Genomic DNA, 14,885 nt, shown 5'->3' on the forward strand with positions numbered 1-14,885 from the left:
AGTATAAAAAGAGAGGGGGGCCGCTGATACCAGCGGCCCCCCTCTCTTTTTATACTTGTGGCTGTGGCTTAGCGCAGGATGTAGAGCTTGCCGTAGCCGTTCTTGAAGGCGCCGTCCCCAAAGGTATTACGGTGCTTCATTTCATCCTCCCCTTTGCTCATCACCACGCGGTACAGGTATACACCGTTCGCCAGTCTGTCACCATACATGTCGGTGCCGTCCCAGGCATAATCCGTCTTGTTGTTGCCAATGCGCAGCGGCCCGAGTTCCTCCTTCATGATCTCCTTCACTACCTTGCCTGTAATGGTCAGGATCTGAATCTTGATATGCTCCGGAATCGTGCTGCCCGTAACGGTGAAGATAAAGTTGGTCTTGGTAGAGAATGGGTTTGGGAACGGGTAGAAGTTCGAAATGCTCGCCTCACTCACTACCTCAAAGCCGATCCTGTACGGCGATACGCCAGACTCTTTGCCCGCAGCGTCTGTTGCCCGAACCTGCAGGGTATACTTATTGTCCTCCAGTTTAGTCGGTCTATACTCCAGTTTAAAGTCATTGGCCTCGGTGGCGGGTATGTAGGTTACCTCAGGGTTATTCATCAGTTCAATTTCCTTCTCCCCTTCCCCAGGCGTGATCAGCACCATCGACATCCTGGAAGGGTCCTGCAGAAACACGTGCCTGTTCTCATCCTTTACCGTTACACTTATCAGCGGGCTCGGGGAAACAATGTCACCGTCCAGGATATGGATGCCATCAAAAGCCACGTCCATGATCGGGTGCAGCTTTGATTTCACGCCGAAGTCAACTTCATAGATATTGTTGGCATACTCCTGCTCCGGCAGCAGGCGCGGGTTCACATAAAAACTTATCCTGTAATCGCCATCCAGCTCAGCCGTGGAAACAGGATGGTTAAAGTATACCGTCTCGTTTGGTCCCACCGGCTTAATCTTAAAGGTAGAGGTAGTGGCAGAAATGCCTGCCCCGCTCAACACCACCTCCACCGTCAGTGAATCCGTAAACGCTGTAGAGGTCACGTTCTGGAAGGCCATAGGGATGGATAACCTTCCGCTACCCGCCAGTTGTGTCAGATCCTCGCTGCTCGCCTTCACCAGATCTGGGCGAATTACGCCTTCCGGTACTGGATCATACAGCACAAACCACTCCTTCAGTTGCGGCGATGTACGCGCCGTGGAATCCGACAGAAAAGCCGACAGCTTCAGGCTCGGATACTGGTTTGCGTCAATGTGCGAGATGTCGAAAGCCTTGGAGTTTATACTTTTCTCCAGCACCGTCTCCTCACCTGCTGCGTCGATACCGATCAAGCTTAGCTTATACTTATCATCGCCACCTGCATACGGTTTAATGCTATGGTGCAACGAGTTCCACCGCAGAGCCGGGCCTATCGTGGTGGAGGTGATGGTGCCTGCTTGGCGGTTGGATTCTAAAGTAATATCCAACATTATACTCTGAGCAGTTCGCGGTGTACCACCTTCACGCTCAGCCTCCTCCACGGAGTAGGTCTTTTCCTGTGCCGTGCCTGGAGTGGCGCCCTTTCTGCCAACAATCACAAAAGGGTCACCTGTTTTTAACTTGTCGATCAAGGATGAGCCAATGCTTCTGAAGGCTGCTTTAGCCTCCTCTGGGAAGCTATCAAAAGGCACATTGTTCACTGACATAACAGCAACATAGTAACCCTCTGGCACGGCATCAATAAATCGTTTGATTTTGGCCCTGTTTGCTACGGTAGAGAGGTTAAGTGTAGTGAATATATAAGGAGTGGCAGAGCAGGTAACGGTGCCCCCCAAATTGGTCATAGCTTCTAAGGTAGCATCATTATAGACGACCATAAACAGCTGCCCATAAGTGTTATGGTTAGGGTTCCCACACTGCCAGCTAAGAACTTGGTCGCCGTCAATATAAAAGCCTTGTGGAGGGTGTGCAAACCTTTCGTCTCCACCTGCTGTCCTTAAACTAAGGAATCTACGAACTGTATTAAGCTCCCATTTACCTGTTTTCTGGTCTAGTGGTTTAAAGCCTTCCGCCTTTGCTTCCGTAAACTGTCCTTTGTGGCTCTGAGACCAACCGGATGTCACTTCAGGAATATGTCTGAAAGAGTTATCAGCCCAGATAGTATCCTCACCAGGGCTGTAAGAGTTAAAACGCGCACGCCAAAAATAAACAGTGCTATCATTGCTTCCGTTTATCAGGTTTACATCCCAGGAGGCAAAAGCAGTTTTATCTACTGTGGTAGATCGAAGCCATGGGCTCGAGAAAGCAGCTGTGGTATCAATTTCAAAATAAATGCCCCGTCCTTCCTGGGCCGAACTAGCCTGAACTGCTAAAGAAACATTCGAGTTCCCGACTATGCTATACTTCATCGGGTAAACGGTTGTCAGCCCACTGGCAGAAATAAACTTCTGAAAAGTGGCGGTATTGTTATCCTCCTTTAACTCCTCTACTGCTTCAGGACTGTCCAGCTTAACCTCAAAAACATTTATACCTATAGTAGTTGAGGCTTCAACATTCGGCAGTTTTAATGCCACAGAATTCTTATTAAAAACAGGAGCTACTTTAATCGAGTCGTAGACCTTCGAAGAATTATCAGGGTAGGTACGCTTAACAGAAACGAAAAAAGAATCTGTTATCGCCTTACCTAGGTTTTTGATATCAAAATGTAGAGCTAACGTGTCTGATAATGCAGTTGCGAGGCTTCCTCCTTTATCTTTTAGCTCAAAGCTGTTGCTCCTGAAGGTATAGTCTGGTTTGCTTGGAGTATACAGATGAATGGCAGGATCTCCCTGTAAGGCCATTCCGAGTACCTGCGTAATAGCAAATACCTCATTAGAGTTGTTTTTGTATGCTTGCAAAACCCTCCGTGCTACCTCCCTCTGAACCTGGCTTATAGTTTTTCCATAGAACTCCTCATCATTGAACCCAACTGAATACATCGTTGACGTATACCTGTCCAATAATTGATCATAACCTGTAGCTGTGTGTGCAATAAAAGCGATTGCTCCTTTGTTAGGAACATTAACCCAATCCTCTCCCAATGGTACAAAGTTGCTTACATAAGGATCATTTACAACATAAGAATTACCAATATTACACCCGTTCACCAAAATAACAGGGTATTTACCAGCATTTTTATAGTTACTTGTTGGTACTGATGGATAACCTATATCTAAATCTGTAACTCCAGGTCCGCTATGTCCAAAGAAGGTGATAAGAGACAGGCCTTCATTTACTTCCTTCGAGATATCTACACTTTCTACTACATCGCTTAGGTTCTGCCTTGTTTTCTCTATTACATTTGCCCCTAGTAAAGGGCCTTTAGCTATCGCAGTATAATTATGTATGAAATTACCATACCTTCTTATCTCTAAAGCATTTTTTCCTCCACCAAGATGCAACACATTCTTCCGCCACTCTAGGCCGTCGGGTGTCGCATCATATGTTTTAACTTTGTTCAGGTAGTTTATAATGTCGTTGGCTGTTCTGGCAAAAACCCGTCCGGTCGGTATCGAAGGTATGTAATTGTTGTTTCTAAAGTCCGCAGAGAATAACATGTCTGAGGCTGGATATCCGAAGGTTGGTACAAGGTCAAAAGCTCTTGACGCCGGGTCCCTATACTTCAGTGTGTTAGGCTCAACCCCTTTCCCCAGAAGCAGCAATTGCTTTTCTCTACTAGAGATGCTCAAGAAAGAACTAAATCTTCTGATGCTATTAGAAGAGAACTCACCATAATGGAACTGATCTACCAGGTCATCAATAAAAACTAGCAGTGTATCATACCCACCGCCTGCAGCGGAGCTACGATAAACTGCATATTCCTCAGGGGCCGGCAAGCTGCTACCACCAGCCCCCTTCATCAGCACCTTATTTGTAATAATGATGTAATTATGCTCGTCTGGGTTTATTTTCCTGAATTTAACTTCCTTACTTTTAACTGGTACAAGCGGGGCATTTGTATCTACCAGTAAAACTTTACGGCTCCTGCGCTGGCCATCAATCACAAAACCCTTCTTCCCATCTCTCATGTGGCCGGGAATTCGTATGGCATCGTCAGCAGCGGTAACATCGTAGGCTATGGCAGATGCGGAAGCTTCCGAGAATTCGTAGAAAAGGGAGGATGTTCTCAGCGAATCGGTATAGAATTGCAACGCATTTCCCGTAAAAGTACTCTTCTGAGGGTAAACTAATTGCGCATAGGCAATTCCTACAGCACCTGTTGTGCCATTTACAGCGAGCGGTACTAATTGAAATGAGAATTTTCTGTTTTGTATGTTTATATCAGCAAAGCCTAAATCATACGTGGCCTTAGACATGCCAAACTTCCCGTATTCGATGGTAGTGAGGGTACGGGCATTGGACCCCAGAATATTCACGTTGAATTTATGAGGATCATTCGTAGGTCCCACCGTAGTTAGATCAAGCTTGGGTGCAGGCCCCGTCACGGCTACGTTAGAGATTCCTGAAATCTCGAAGGAGAGCTGCTTTGAGTTCTTGCTTATTATCGAAAAGTAACCCTCTCCTTCATCCATCCACGGCATATAATTGTTCGCCTCTCGGTGATACTTACCTGTGCTATAAGTCCCAGTACTCAACAACATCGCCTTCTGCCAATGATAAGGCTCCGGCGTCAGCCCATTAGGAGAAGGGTTCACCTCGCGCATGCGCTTGTTGCCACCGGCCGGGTTCACCGTGAGAAAATAGGCGGCCGAGTCGGTGTACATGCTGTGGAGCTGGTGCACCTGGTGGGCCGGGTTCTTGTAGAGTTCCTGGTCCAGCACCCCGTCGTTGCGCTCGCCGTAGAACTCCATGTAATCCTGCGGGTCCAAACGGCCATCGGCCTCCCCGGCCACATAAATCGCCACCTCCTTGCCGCGGCGGAAGAGCTGCAGGTGCTGCGGGTTCACGTTCTGCAGGCCCAGCTGCTGCAGGTAAGCGTGACCCAGCTTATACAGGCCAGTCTCCACCACCTGTAGCTTGTGGTAGGTTTTGGAGTAGTCTATCCATTCATTGCCGTATACCTCCTGTGCCTGGGCTGTGCTTGCTGTAAAGCCCGCCACTACAAGTATAACCGCCGTAAAAAATGCCTTTATGCTAAAAGTCTTATACATGTGCTGCTTGCTAAAACCTTATTCTTTAGTCGAATGCGTATCCTAATGAAACGATAACCGATGAGGTGTTGCGGCTGCCAACCGAGTTGCTCTCGCTGTTGTTGATGCGGGAAAGAGCAAGGTCCAGGTTGAGGCCGCCGGTTTTTATCCCTACCCCAAAATTGGGCTGTATGCGCTTGGTAGTACCGCCGTCAAAATTCTGTGTTTCCTGGTAGTTGTTGAGGCCCCCGCGCACAAAAACGGAATTGGCGTAAGCCAGCTCCAGCCCCACATGCGGGTCCACCGACATCACATCGGATTTGAAGAGCACATTGCGCTTGCCGTCAAAAGTAAAGTCTATATCCGTGGCCAGGGCGGCCGTGAAGTTATCGGTAAAACGGAAAGATTTTCCCACCCCAAGTATCAGGCGGGGCAGGGTAAGCTCTGCGGTATTCTCGGGCAGCTCGTTGCCGGTTTGCAGGTAGGCCTCCTCCAGCTCCTCCACGTTATGGGTCCAGGCGGTAAAGGTGGTGGTGATGTCCTTGGCCATGACGCCGAACTGCCAGGTGCCGCGCTGCAGCTGCGCGCCAGCGTCAATGCCAAAACCGTAGGCATCGGCAAAGTCGCCCACGTTGCGGTAGATGATCTTGGCGTTGGCCCCGAGTTGCAGGCCCTCTATCAGGTTGCTTTTGCGGGCATAGGAAAGCAGCATGGCGTAATCGGCTACGGAGAAGAAACGGATACTATCGTACTGGATGTAGCCATACTCGTTCTGCAGGCGACGGGTATCGGCAATATCATCCACCCCCACCCGGATCAGGGAAATGCCCAAGGCGCTGCTCGAGTCCAGGGGCATGGCAAAGCTGGCATAGTCGTTTTTGGCGATACCGGCAAAAAGCTCCGAGTGCATCAGGCTCACGTTATACTTGTGCGGCAGGCGCAGCAGGCCGGCAGGGTTCCAGTAGCCGGCTGTGGCATCGGTAGCCAGGGCCGACTGCACGTTGCCCATGCCCAGCGCCCGGGCGCCCACCCCCAGGTTCAGGAACTCGTTGCTATACTTCGGTGTGTTTACCTGGGCCTCAGCCGCCGACCAGGTAAGCAGGACCCACGCCGCGAGCAGGCAGCGAAGCAGAAAATTATTCATCCTTGACAGTACAGGTTATATCAATCGCTAAAAATCTTATTGTATTTACCAAAGTGCAGCCCTGCGGCTCCCTCCCCTCTATTGTGCCCCCTTAACATCCTGCGGGCCTTTTTAGTTGACTCTGGTGCAGTTTTATTTTATCCAAAATTAATCATTTATAATAACAAATCCCCAGCCTTACAACCATTATAAAAAAAGAGCGTAAAGAATTTTAAACAGTACCTTGCTTTACATAGTACCTTACCATATCTTTGCCTCAACATTATAACGGAATCATCATGAAAGTAGAAAACACACAAGTGCAGATGCGGAAGGGAATTCTGGAGTTCTGCATACTGGAGATTATCTCTCGTGGTGAAGTTTATGCGTCCGATATGCTGGAAGAGCTCACAGCGGCCAAGATGATCGTTGTGGAGGGCACCCTTTATCCCCTGCTCACCCGCCTCAAGAACGCGCAGCTTCTCGAATACAACTGGGTCGAGTCCACCTCCGGCCCGCCACGCAAGTATTATCGCCTCACCGACACCGGCAAAGAGTTTCTGGAGCAGCTCCGGAACACCTGGTCCGAGCTAGTTGACTCCACAGAATACATTATCCGAAACAAGAAAGCCCAGTAATCATGAAAAAGAATATAAGTATAAACTTGCAAGGCATCATCTTCCAGATCGAGGAGGATGGGTATGAGCAGCTTAGCCGCTACCTTGCCTCCATCAGAACATACTTTTCTAACTATGAGGGCCACGAGGAGATTGTAGCCGACATTGAGGCCCGCGTTGCCGAAATCTTCTCCGCCCGCGTATCGCCGGCCAAGCAGGTGATCACCCAGGAGGATGTGCAATACCTGATCATGCGCATGGGTAACGTGACTGACTTTGAGGTGGAGGAGCCGATGGAGGAGGAAGCCTACAAGCATACAGCTGCTGGCGCTGGCACCGGCGCAGAAGCCGGTGCGGGCGGAGCACAGGCACATGCAGCCGCCGGACCTAAAAAGCTGTACCGCGACATGAACAACAAGGTGATCGCCGGTGTCTCCAGCGGCATCGCCAACTACCTTAAGATTGACCCGCTCTGGCTGCGGCTGTTCTTCGTGCTGCTGGTGCTGCTGGGCATCGTTTCAGCGGGCGTATCGGCTGCCACAGGCATCATCATCTATATTATACTTTGGATTGCCATGCCGGAGAGCAACCTGCTGCCCGAGACCAAGGTACGCAAGCTGTTCCGAGACCCGGATGATAAAAAACTGGCCGGTGTGTCGAGCGGCATCGCCAAATACTTCGGGGTGGATGTGGCCGTTATCCGACTGCTCTTCCTGGTCTCCATCTTCCTGGGCGGCTTCGGTCTATTTGCCTACATCGTGCTTTGGATCGCCATGCCTGAGGCCGTCACACTTACCGAGCGCATGCAGATGCAGGGCGACCCCGTAACGCTGGCCGGCATTGAGCGCACCTTGAAGGACAACCTGAACATGCGCGACAGCAACGGCGAGGAGAGCACGCTGGCCAAGATCATCCTGCTCCCTGTCCGCCTGGTGGCGCAGGTTTTTAACTGGATTGGCCGTGCACTGGGCCCCATCCTTGCCTTCCTTATCACCCTGATCCGTGTGGCGGCCGGCGTAATACTGCTGGTCATTTCCATCGGACTGACCGTCGCCCTCTTCTCCACGCTTTTCGTGTCACTTGGTATGATTGATGAGACGCAGTTCGCAAACTTTGGTGATTTTCCGGCCTCCGTGTTTCTCGGGGGCTTTCCCAGGCTCGGCCTGGTGGCAGGCTTCTTTGTAGGTTTGATTCCGCTCCTGATGCTGATGGTGCTGGGCGTGAGCCTGCTGATCAAGCGCACCTTCATGAAGCCAATCGTAGGCTGGTCGCTGTTTGGGGTGTGGCTGGTGGCGCTGTTCACCATGATTGCTACCATTGCCATGTTCAGCGGCAACTTCCGCCGCAGCGGTGAGGTGATCACTAGCAGGACCATACCTGTAGAGAATATCAGTACGCTTACCCTGGATACCTATGATACCGGCCTGGATTACGACAACATCTACATGGAAGTGCAGGAGGCCAACGGCCCGGATGTGGAGATAGTGCAGCGCGTGGAGGCCAAGGGCAGAACCGAGGAAGAGGCCAAGGAGAATGCTCGCATGATCACCTACCGCGCTGTGCTCAACGACTCTACCCTGCGTCTCGACGACAGCTATGAGTTCAAACAGGGAGCCGTGTTCCGTGATCAGGAGTTGAGCCTGGTGCTTAAACTGCCGAAAGACAAGCCATTGCGCCTGACACGCAGCTTCTACTACATGTTGCCAAGCGCTGCCTTAGAGGGCAATTACGACCTCGACAAAGTAATTCGCAATACCTGGCAAGCCAGCGGCGACCGGTTAGTTTGCCTCACTTGCGCCACAGATACGCTGAGCACGGAAAGCGGCAATGGGTTTAACCTCGATGATACCGGCACAGCCGAAATGAGCGGCAGCGTGCTGCTGAACGACAGCGAGTATAGTAGCAACTCCCGCAGCTACAACTTCCGCGACTTCAATCGTGTCACCATCAGTGGGCCGTACCATGTGCAGCTGCGCCAGGGCGATACCTACAGCGTCAGCGTGCGTGCAGGCGAAGCAGAGTTAAAGCGTATTGAGCTGGACCAGAGCGGAAACGAGTTGGATATCAGCACAGATGAGAAGTTCTTCCGCATGTTCAAAGACCGCGACCCGGTGCTGATCCAGATCACAGCCCCGGACATCAACACCATTGAGCTGAACGGTGCCATCAAGGCCGACATCGGAAGTTTAAAAGCAGAGAGCCTGCGCATGAACCTCACCGGAGCCATTCAAACCATGGCAAACCTGAACGTACGTAACCTGCGCGTTGATGCCTCGGGTGCCACAGCCAGTACGTTTGTCGGAAAGGCGGATCGGTTTGAGCTGGACGCCACCGGTGCCTGCGTCGTACAAGCCGACAGATTGGAAGCCCGCTATGTGGATGCCGACGTAACCGGTGCCGGCATGGCAGAAGTATACGCCACCAACACCCTGCGCGCCGACGCCTCCGGGTCCAGCCACATCGTCTACCGCGGCAACCCTTCCGACACCATCATCGACAGCTCCGGCCCCAGCACTGTGAAGCGTCGCTAAAACCGGTGTAAAGTATAAAAGGCTGGCTGAGCAAGTATACCTCAGCCAGCCTCCTACAATCCGCCACTAGTACAAAGTAAAACTATATACTAAAACAATTGAACAGCCGTTCAGTTTATACTTTATAGAAGTGTTTGTTTAGTTGTTTGTGTTTGATGAGTGTATTTGGCGAAGTCCCATCTCCTTCCCTCTTTCCATAAGGAAGGCGTAGGCTTCGTCAAATTCATTTTTAACCTTTCCTTCCAAGATCGCCTCCGTCAGGGCCTCCTTCAACTCACCCACCATTTTCGACGGCTTCAGCCCGAAGGTTTCCATGATGATCTCGCCCGTAATTACGGGCTGGAAGTTGCGTAGCTTATCGCTCTCCTCCACCTCTACCAGGCGCTTCTCTACCTTGTCAAAATTCTGCAGGTAGCGTTTTACCTTGTTGTCGTTTTTGGAGGTGATGTCGGCGCGGCAGAGCTTCATCAGCGCATCTATATCATCCCCGGCCTCAAACAGTAGCCTGCGGATCGCTGAGTCGGTGACGGTTTCCTTTACCAGCGCAATGGGGCGCAGGTGCAGGCGCACCAGTTTCTCCACAAATTTCATGTGCTCGTTCAGGGGCAGTTTCAGGTCGCGGAACAGGCGGGGCACCATGCGGGCGCCACGGTCTTCGTGGCCATGAAAGGTCCAGCCGGCCTTGGGATGGTAACGCTTCGTGTCCGGCTTGGCAATATCGTGCAGGATAGCCGACCAGCGCAGCCACAGGTCGTCCGACACCTGCGCCACGTTATCGAGCACCTGCAACGTATGATAGAAGTTATCCTTATGCGAGTTTCCATTGATGGTCTCTACGCCCTGCAGCTCCACCATTTTGGGGAAGATCAGGTGCAGCAGTCCAGAGGTAAACAGCAGCTTAAAGCCGTAGCTCGGCACCGGCGAGAGGATGATCTTGTTCAGTTCGTCCGTAACCCGCTCCTGCGACACAATTTTAATGCGTTCTTTATTGTCTACGATCGCGTCGAAGGTATCCGGGTCAATATCGAAGGTAAGCTGGGAGGCAAAACGGATAGCGCGCATCATGCGCAGCGGATCGTCGGAGAAGGTGATGCCCGGTTCCAGCGGAGTCCGGATAACCTTACGGCGCATGTCCTTCACACCGTCAAACGCATCGATCAACTCACCATAGTCTGCCTTGTTCAGACTGATGCCCAGGGCGTTGATGGTAAAATCGCGCCGCTTGAGGTCATCGTCCAGTGTTCCCTGCTCCACTTCCGGCTTGCGTGAGTGCTCGCGGTACGACTCTCTACGGGCCCCCACAAACTCCACTTCCCACTCCCCGGAGCGCAGCATGGCTGTGCCAAAGTTTTTGAAGATAGATACCTTGGGTTTGTGCGGCAGTCGCTGGGCCACCTGCGTTGCCAACACGATGCCGTCGCCCACGCATACCACGTCTATATCCTTAGATGGCCGTTTCAGCACCAGGTCCCTAACAAAACCGCCAATTACGTAGGCATCTACGCCCAGTTCGTCAGCGGCCTCGGCTACTACATTAAAGATCGGGTGCTCAGGTAACTGTACTTTCTCCATCATCTGTAAATCAAAAACCTCAGGCTACGGAAGCGTAGCCTGAGGTACAAAAATACGTATAACCAGCTCATTTCCGAAAAAGGCTGTACGATAAGCAGCTTATACTTTGGTTTACACCTGTTTATACTTTCTCAGGCAAAGTATAACGTATAAACACCATACCCAATACTACTCCCGGATGACGCGCTGCCTGCCGCCAGCCTCTATCTTCACAATGCGCGACGGCCTGGAGGCCATGTCATCGTCACGCCGCCAGTTCACCACAAAGTCAACCCGCTCCTTTATCTCTTCGCTCACATCGGCAAAGGTCTTGGGCGACGGCGCTCCGCTGATGTTGGCCGAGGTAGACACGATAGGCCGCGCCACCTGCCGGATAAGGCGGTGGCAGAACTCGTCGCCTTGCACCACGCGTATGGCCACCGTGCCGTCTTCGGCCAGCACCTCCTCGGGCAGGTTCTGCGGCTCCGGGAACACATAAGTAGTAGGCCGCTCCTGCCGCCTCACCAGCTCCTCAAAGTCTTCCGGCAGGTTTTTTACATACCGCTGCAGCATCTCCTGGTCGGCTACCAGCAGGATCAGCGCCTTCGACTCCTCGCGTTCCTTTATCTTAAATATCTTGCGCACGGCCTCGGCGTTCTCGGCATCGCAGCCGATGCCCCACACCGTATCGGTTGGGTACAGGATCACGTTGCCCAGCAGCACCTCTTCCTCCGCCGCCTGTATTTCCTTTACTAACTGGCTCATAGTTTTATTTAGTTATTGATTGTTGGTTTTTAGTTGTTAGTAAATTCTGTAATTCAATTCGTACCCGAATAACTAACAACAAATAACGACTTACCTGATCTCCTGGGTCAGCTCCACCAGCACGCCGTTGGCACTTTTCGGGTGCACGAAACACACCAGCTTGTTATCGGCACCTTTCTTGGGCTGCTCGTTCAGAAGTATAAAGCCTTCGCTTCTGAGGCGCTCCATCTCCTTGTATATATCGTCCACCTCAAAGGCGATGTGGTGGATGCCTTCGCCTCGCTTCTCCACAAACTTGCTAATGGCGCTCTCCGGGGTGGTCCCCTCCAGCAATTCTATCTTGGTGTTGCCCACTTTAAAGAAGGAGGTGTTCACCGCCTCCGACTCCACATACTCTGTTTTGTAAGGCTCCACGCCCAGCAGTTTAAAGTACAGTGCATTGGCTTCGCTGAAGTTCCTGACAGCTATCCCTATATGTTCTACGTTTTTCATTTATAGTTTGTAATTAGTCTAAGTAGAGAATATTTACTATTTTTGTGCCGGATTCAAAACTACTATATTTCGTTTAAACTCTTTCAGCTTCCGACTGTTGAGGAATTAGAACCAAAACAGGCAACAGGCTGTTTACCTGATAACAAAGAGCTATTTATTAAAGAAACTGACGTTCTTATGCTAACACTACCGATATACTTAGATAACAATGCCACTACGCCGTTAGATCCGCGCGTGTTGGAGGCCATGATGCCTTACATGACTAACATGTTCGGCAACGCCGCTTCCCGCAACCATGCTTTTGGCTGGCAGGCCGAAGAGGCCGTTGATTACGCCCGTGAGCAGATCGCGGCGCTCATCAACTGTTCTCCTAAGGAAATCATCTTTACCTCAGGCGCCACTGAGTCGGACAACCTCGCTTTGAAGGGTGTGTTCGAAATGTACGCCTCGAAGGGTAACCACATCATTACCGTTACCACGGAGCACAAAGCCGTACTGGACCCTTGTAAGCACATCGAGAAAATGGGCGGCAAGGTTACATACCTGAAGGTGGATGAGAAAGGGCTGATCAACCTAAAGGAGTTGGAAGAAGCTATCACAGACAAGACGATCCTTATCTCTGTGATGTATGCCAACAATGAGATCGGCGTTATCCAACCTATCCGTGAGATCTCAGCCATCGCCAAAAAGCGCGGCATCCTGTTCTTTACAGACGCTACGCAGGCCGTAGGAAAAATTTCGGTGGACGTAGAGGCCGATGGCATCGACCTGATGGCTTTCTCTGCCCACAAAATGTATGGCCCTAAGGGTGTTGGCGCCCTGTACGTGCGTCGTAAGAACCCACGCGTGAAGGTTACGGCCCAGATGGACGGTGGCGGACACGAGCGCGGCATGCGTTCCGGTACGCTGAACGTACCTGGTATTGTGGGCTTGGGCAAAGCCGCTGAAGTTGCCAAGCAAGATATGGAAGCAGACTCTAAGCGTATCTCCGCCATGCGCGACAGGCTGGAGCGTGAACTGACCACAATCGAGGAGTCTTACGTGAACGGCTCTACGGAACACCGTCTGCCGCACGTGTCTAACATCTCGTTTAAGTATGTAGAGGGCGAAGGCCTGATGATGGGCGTGAAAGACCTGGCTGTTTCATCCGGATCTGCCTGTACCTCCGCTTCTTTGGAGCCATCCTACGTATTAAAGGCCTTGGGCCTGAGCGACGACCTGGCTCACTCTTCACTGCGTTTCGGCCTTAGCCGTTTCACTACCGAGGAGGAGATTGACTTCGCCATCGACCACGTGAAAGAGGCTGTGGCAAAACTGCGCGAACTCTCTCCACTGTGGGAAATGTTCAAGGAAGGCATTGACCTGAACTCTATTGAGTGGGCAGAACATTAAGCGTAATTAATAATGTATAATGAGTAATGCATGATTACTCGGAATATATTAGTCATTAATCATTAACAATTAGTAATCATAAAAAAGCTATGGCTTATTCAGATAAAGTAATCGACCATTATACCAACCCACGCAACGTTGGTACACTAGATAAAGCAAAGAAAAACGTTGGTACCGGCCTTGTTGGCGCCCCTGAGTGTGGAGACGTGATGCGCCTGCAAATTGAGGTAGATGAGAACCAGATCATCACCGATGCCAGGTTCAAGACGTTTGGCTGTGGCTCTGCCATTGCCTCCTCTTCTTTGGCTACCGAGTGGCTGAAGGGAAAAACGGTTGACGAGGCCCTGGCCATCGACAACATGGCGATTGTGGAAGAGTTGGCCCTGCCGCCGGTTAAGATCCACTGCTCTGTACTTGCCGAGGATGCCATCAAAACGGCTATCAACGACTACAGAGTAAAGAACGGCCTTCCGGAGCTGGAAATGCCTAAGTCTCACCACTAAGAAGACCAGACTCTATGGAGTCAACTACGGATGTGCACGTAGAGAGTGCCCGTATTCAGAAGCAGATTGAGCACCACTTAGGCATGAGCGGGAGCAGTCTGCTTTTTGAGTTCCGGAAGCTCGACAATAAGATTCGCCTCGACCTGGTAACGGTGAACCCGCGCCACCAGCAGTCGTTCCTCTTCCATTCCGAAGAAGGCTACGACCGGTTGGATGTGTTGCGCAAGATGCTGACTTATGTGCAGAGCTACCGCGACCGGGAAAGCTCGTTCACGATACAGTGGATGGCCCGCGACGACAAGGAGCTGAACACTTCTTATTTCCGGGCGCGTAATATGTATGAGGCGCTGGATAAGTTATACTTTGGCCGGGACATGAACACTATCACCGTTTTTAGTGTGGTGCTAAACCCGGTCTCCTAAAATTTAAAGATTATGATCACAGTTTCAGACAAAGCAAAAGAGAAGGTAATAAAGCTGAAGCAGGATGCTCAGTTGGACGACACGTTCCGCTTGCGTGCCTCTGTTGCGGGTGGTGGTTGCTCCGGCCTGTCCTATAACCTCGACTTCGACGACGAGGTGAAGCCGATGGACCAGGAGTTTGAAGACAAGGGCGTAAAGGTGGTGGTAGACATGAAGAGCTTCTTATACCTGGCAGGCACAGAGCTAGATTTCTCTGACGGCCTGAACGGCAAGGGCTTCTTCTTCAACAACCCCAATGCCTCCCGTACCTGCGGCTGCGGCGACAGCTTCTCTGTTTAGATATCAACAGAACTTATACTTATGAAAAAGGCTCTGCCACTGCGGCAGAGTCTT

At 51.2% G+C, this 14,885-nt stretch carries 11 protein-coding genes; 6 read left to right on the forward strand and 5 right to left on the reverse strand.

Going from position 1 to position 14,885, the window contains the following annotated elements:
• Nucleotides 1-68: 68 nt before the first annotated feature.
• Nucleotides 69-5,117, reverse strand: a complete 5,049-nt coding sequence (gene porU2, locus OH144_RS10985) for a putative type IX secretion system sortase PorU2 (RefSeq protein WP_266202282.1) — start codon at nt 5,115-5,117, stop codon at nt 69-71.
• A gap of 25 nt (nt 5,118-5,142) precedes the next feature.
• Entirely contained in the window at nt 5,143-6,240 is a 1,098-nt protein-coding gene (locus OH144_RS10990) for a putative type IX sorting system protein PorV2 (RefSeq protein WP_266202283.1), read from the reverse strand.
• A 278-nt stretch (nt 6,241-6,518) separates the two neighbouring features.
• Here OH144_RS10990 and OH144_RS10995 point away from each other — a divergent pair, with 278 nt between their 5' ends.
• On the forward strand, nt 6,519-6,857 hold the full coding sequence (locus tag OH144_RS10995) for a PadR family transcriptional regulator (RefSeq protein WP_266202284.1): 339 nt from the start codon (nt 6,519-6,521) through the stop codon (nt 6,855-6,857).
• Between the two features lie 2 nt (nt 6,858-6,859).
• Nucleotides 6,860-9,367 carry a PspC domain-containing protein gene (locus OH144_RS11000; protein WP_266202285.1) on the forward strand — a complete coding sequence of 836 codons (2,508 nt, stop codon included), beginning with the start codon at nt 6,860-6,862 and terminating at the stop codon, nt 9,365-9,367.
• 138 nt (nt 9,368-9,505) lie between these two features.
• Here the strand turns inward: OH144_RS11000 and OH144_RS11005 are convergent, their stop codons facing one another.
• From OH144_RS11005 to mce, 3 genes are all read right to left on the reverse strand, one after another.
• Nucleotides 9,506-10,939 (reverse strand): CCA tRNA nucleotidyltransferase, encoded by a 1,434-nt coding sequence (locus OH144_RS11005; RefSeq protein WP_266206330.1) that lies wholly within the window; start codon nt 10,937-10,939, stop codon nt 9,506-9,508.
• 168 nt (nt 10,940-11,107) lie between these two features.
• Nucleotides 11,108-11,683: an L-threonylcarbamoyladenylate synthase gene (locus tag OH144_RS11010; RefSeq protein ID WP_266202286.1), complete on the reverse strand. Its 576-nt coding sequence runs from the start codon at nt 11,681-11,683 to the stop codon at nt 11,108-11,110.
• A 90-nt stretch (nt 11,684-11,773) separates the two neighbouring features.
• Complete coding sequence (gene mce, locus OH144_RS11015; protein WP_266202287.1) at nt 11,774-12,175, reverse strand: methylmalonyl-CoA epimerase; 402 nt, start codon at nt 12,173-12,175, stop codon at nt 11,774-11,776.
• A 177-nt stretch (nt 12,176-12,352) separates the two neighbouring features.
• Here mce and OH144_RS11020 point away from each other — a divergent pair, with 177 nt between their 5' ends.
• From OH144_RS11020 to OH144_RS11035, 4 genes are all read left to right on the forward strand, one after another.
• A complete protein-coding gene (locus tag OH144_RS11020) occupies nt 12,353-13,567 on the forward strand; it encodes an IscS subfamily cysteine desulfurase (RefSeq protein WP_266202288.1) in 1,215 nt (404 codons plus the stop codon).
• An 89-nt stretch (nt 13,568-13,656) separates the two neighbouring features.
• Entirely contained in the window at nt 13,657-14,070 is a 414-nt protein-coding gene (iscU, locus tag OH144_RS11025; protein ID WP_266202289.1) for a Fe-S cluster assembly scaffold IscU, read from the forward strand.
• Between the two features lie 14 nt (nt 14,071-14,084).
• Nucleotides 14,085-14,492, forward strand: a complete 408-nt coding sequence (locus OH144_RS11030; protein ID WP_266202290.1) for a hypothetical protein — start codon at nt 14,085-14,087, stop codon at nt 14,490-14,492.
• 12 nt (nt 14,493-14,504) lie between these two features.
• Complete coding sequence (locus OH144_RS11035) at nt 14,505-14,831, forward strand: HesB/IscA family protein (protein ID WP_242928515.1); 327 nt, start codon at nt 14,505-14,507, stop codon at nt 14,829-14,831.
• Nucleotides 14,832-14,885 lie beyond the last annotated feature (54 nt).

It is taken from the genome of Pontibacter kalidii (assembly GCF_026278245.1).
GTDB classification, from domain to species: Bacteria; Bacteroidota; Bacteroidia; order Cytophagales; family Hymenobacteraceae; genus Pontibacter; species Pontibacter kalidii.

Bases quoted from the DNA above. Each gene is read 5' to 3' on its own strand.
- OH144_RS11035 (WP_242928515.1), top strand. From the start codon at position 14,505: ATGATCACAGTTTCAGACAAAGCAAAAGAGAAGGTAATAAAGCTGAAG.
- iscU (WP_266202289.1), top strand. From the start codon at position 13,657: ATGGCTTATTCAGATAAAGTAATCGACCATTATACCAACCCACGCAAC.
- OH144_RS11020 (WP_266202288.1), top strand. From the start codon at position 12,353: ATGCTAACACTACCGATATACTTAGATAACAATGCCACTACGCCGTTA.
- OH144_RS11010 (WP_266202286.1), bottom strand. From the start codon at position 11,683: ATGAGCCAGTTAGTAAAGGAAATACAGGCGGCGGAGGAAGAGGTGCTG.
- OH144_RS11005 (WP_266206330.1), bottom strand. From the start codon at position 10,939: ATGGAGAAAGTACAGTTACCTGAGCACCCGATCTTTAATGTAGTAGCC.
- porU2 (WP_266202282.1), bottom strand. From the start codon at position 5,117: ATGTATAAGACTTTTAGCATAAAGGCATTTTTTACGGCGGTTATACTT.
- OH144_RS10995 (WP_266202284.1), top strand. From the start codon at position 6,519: ATGAAAGTAGAAAACACACAAGTGCAGATGCGGAAGGGAATTCTGGAG.
- OH144_RS11030 (WP_266202290.1), top strand. From the start codon at position 14,085: ATGGAGTCAACTACGGATGTGCACGTAGAGAGTGCCCGTATTCAGAAG.
- mce (WP_266202287.1), bottom strand. From the start codon at position 12,175: ATGAAAAACGTAGAACATATAGGGATAGCTGTCAGGAACTTCAGCGAA.
- OH144_RS10990 (WP_266202283.1), bottom strand. From the start codon at position 6,240: ATGAATAATTTTCTGCTTCGCTGCCTGCTCGCGGCGTGGGTCCTGCTT.
- OH144_RS11000 (WP_266202285.1), top strand. From the start codon at position 6,860: ATGAAAAAGAATATAAGTATAAACTTGCAAGGCATCATCTTCCAGATC.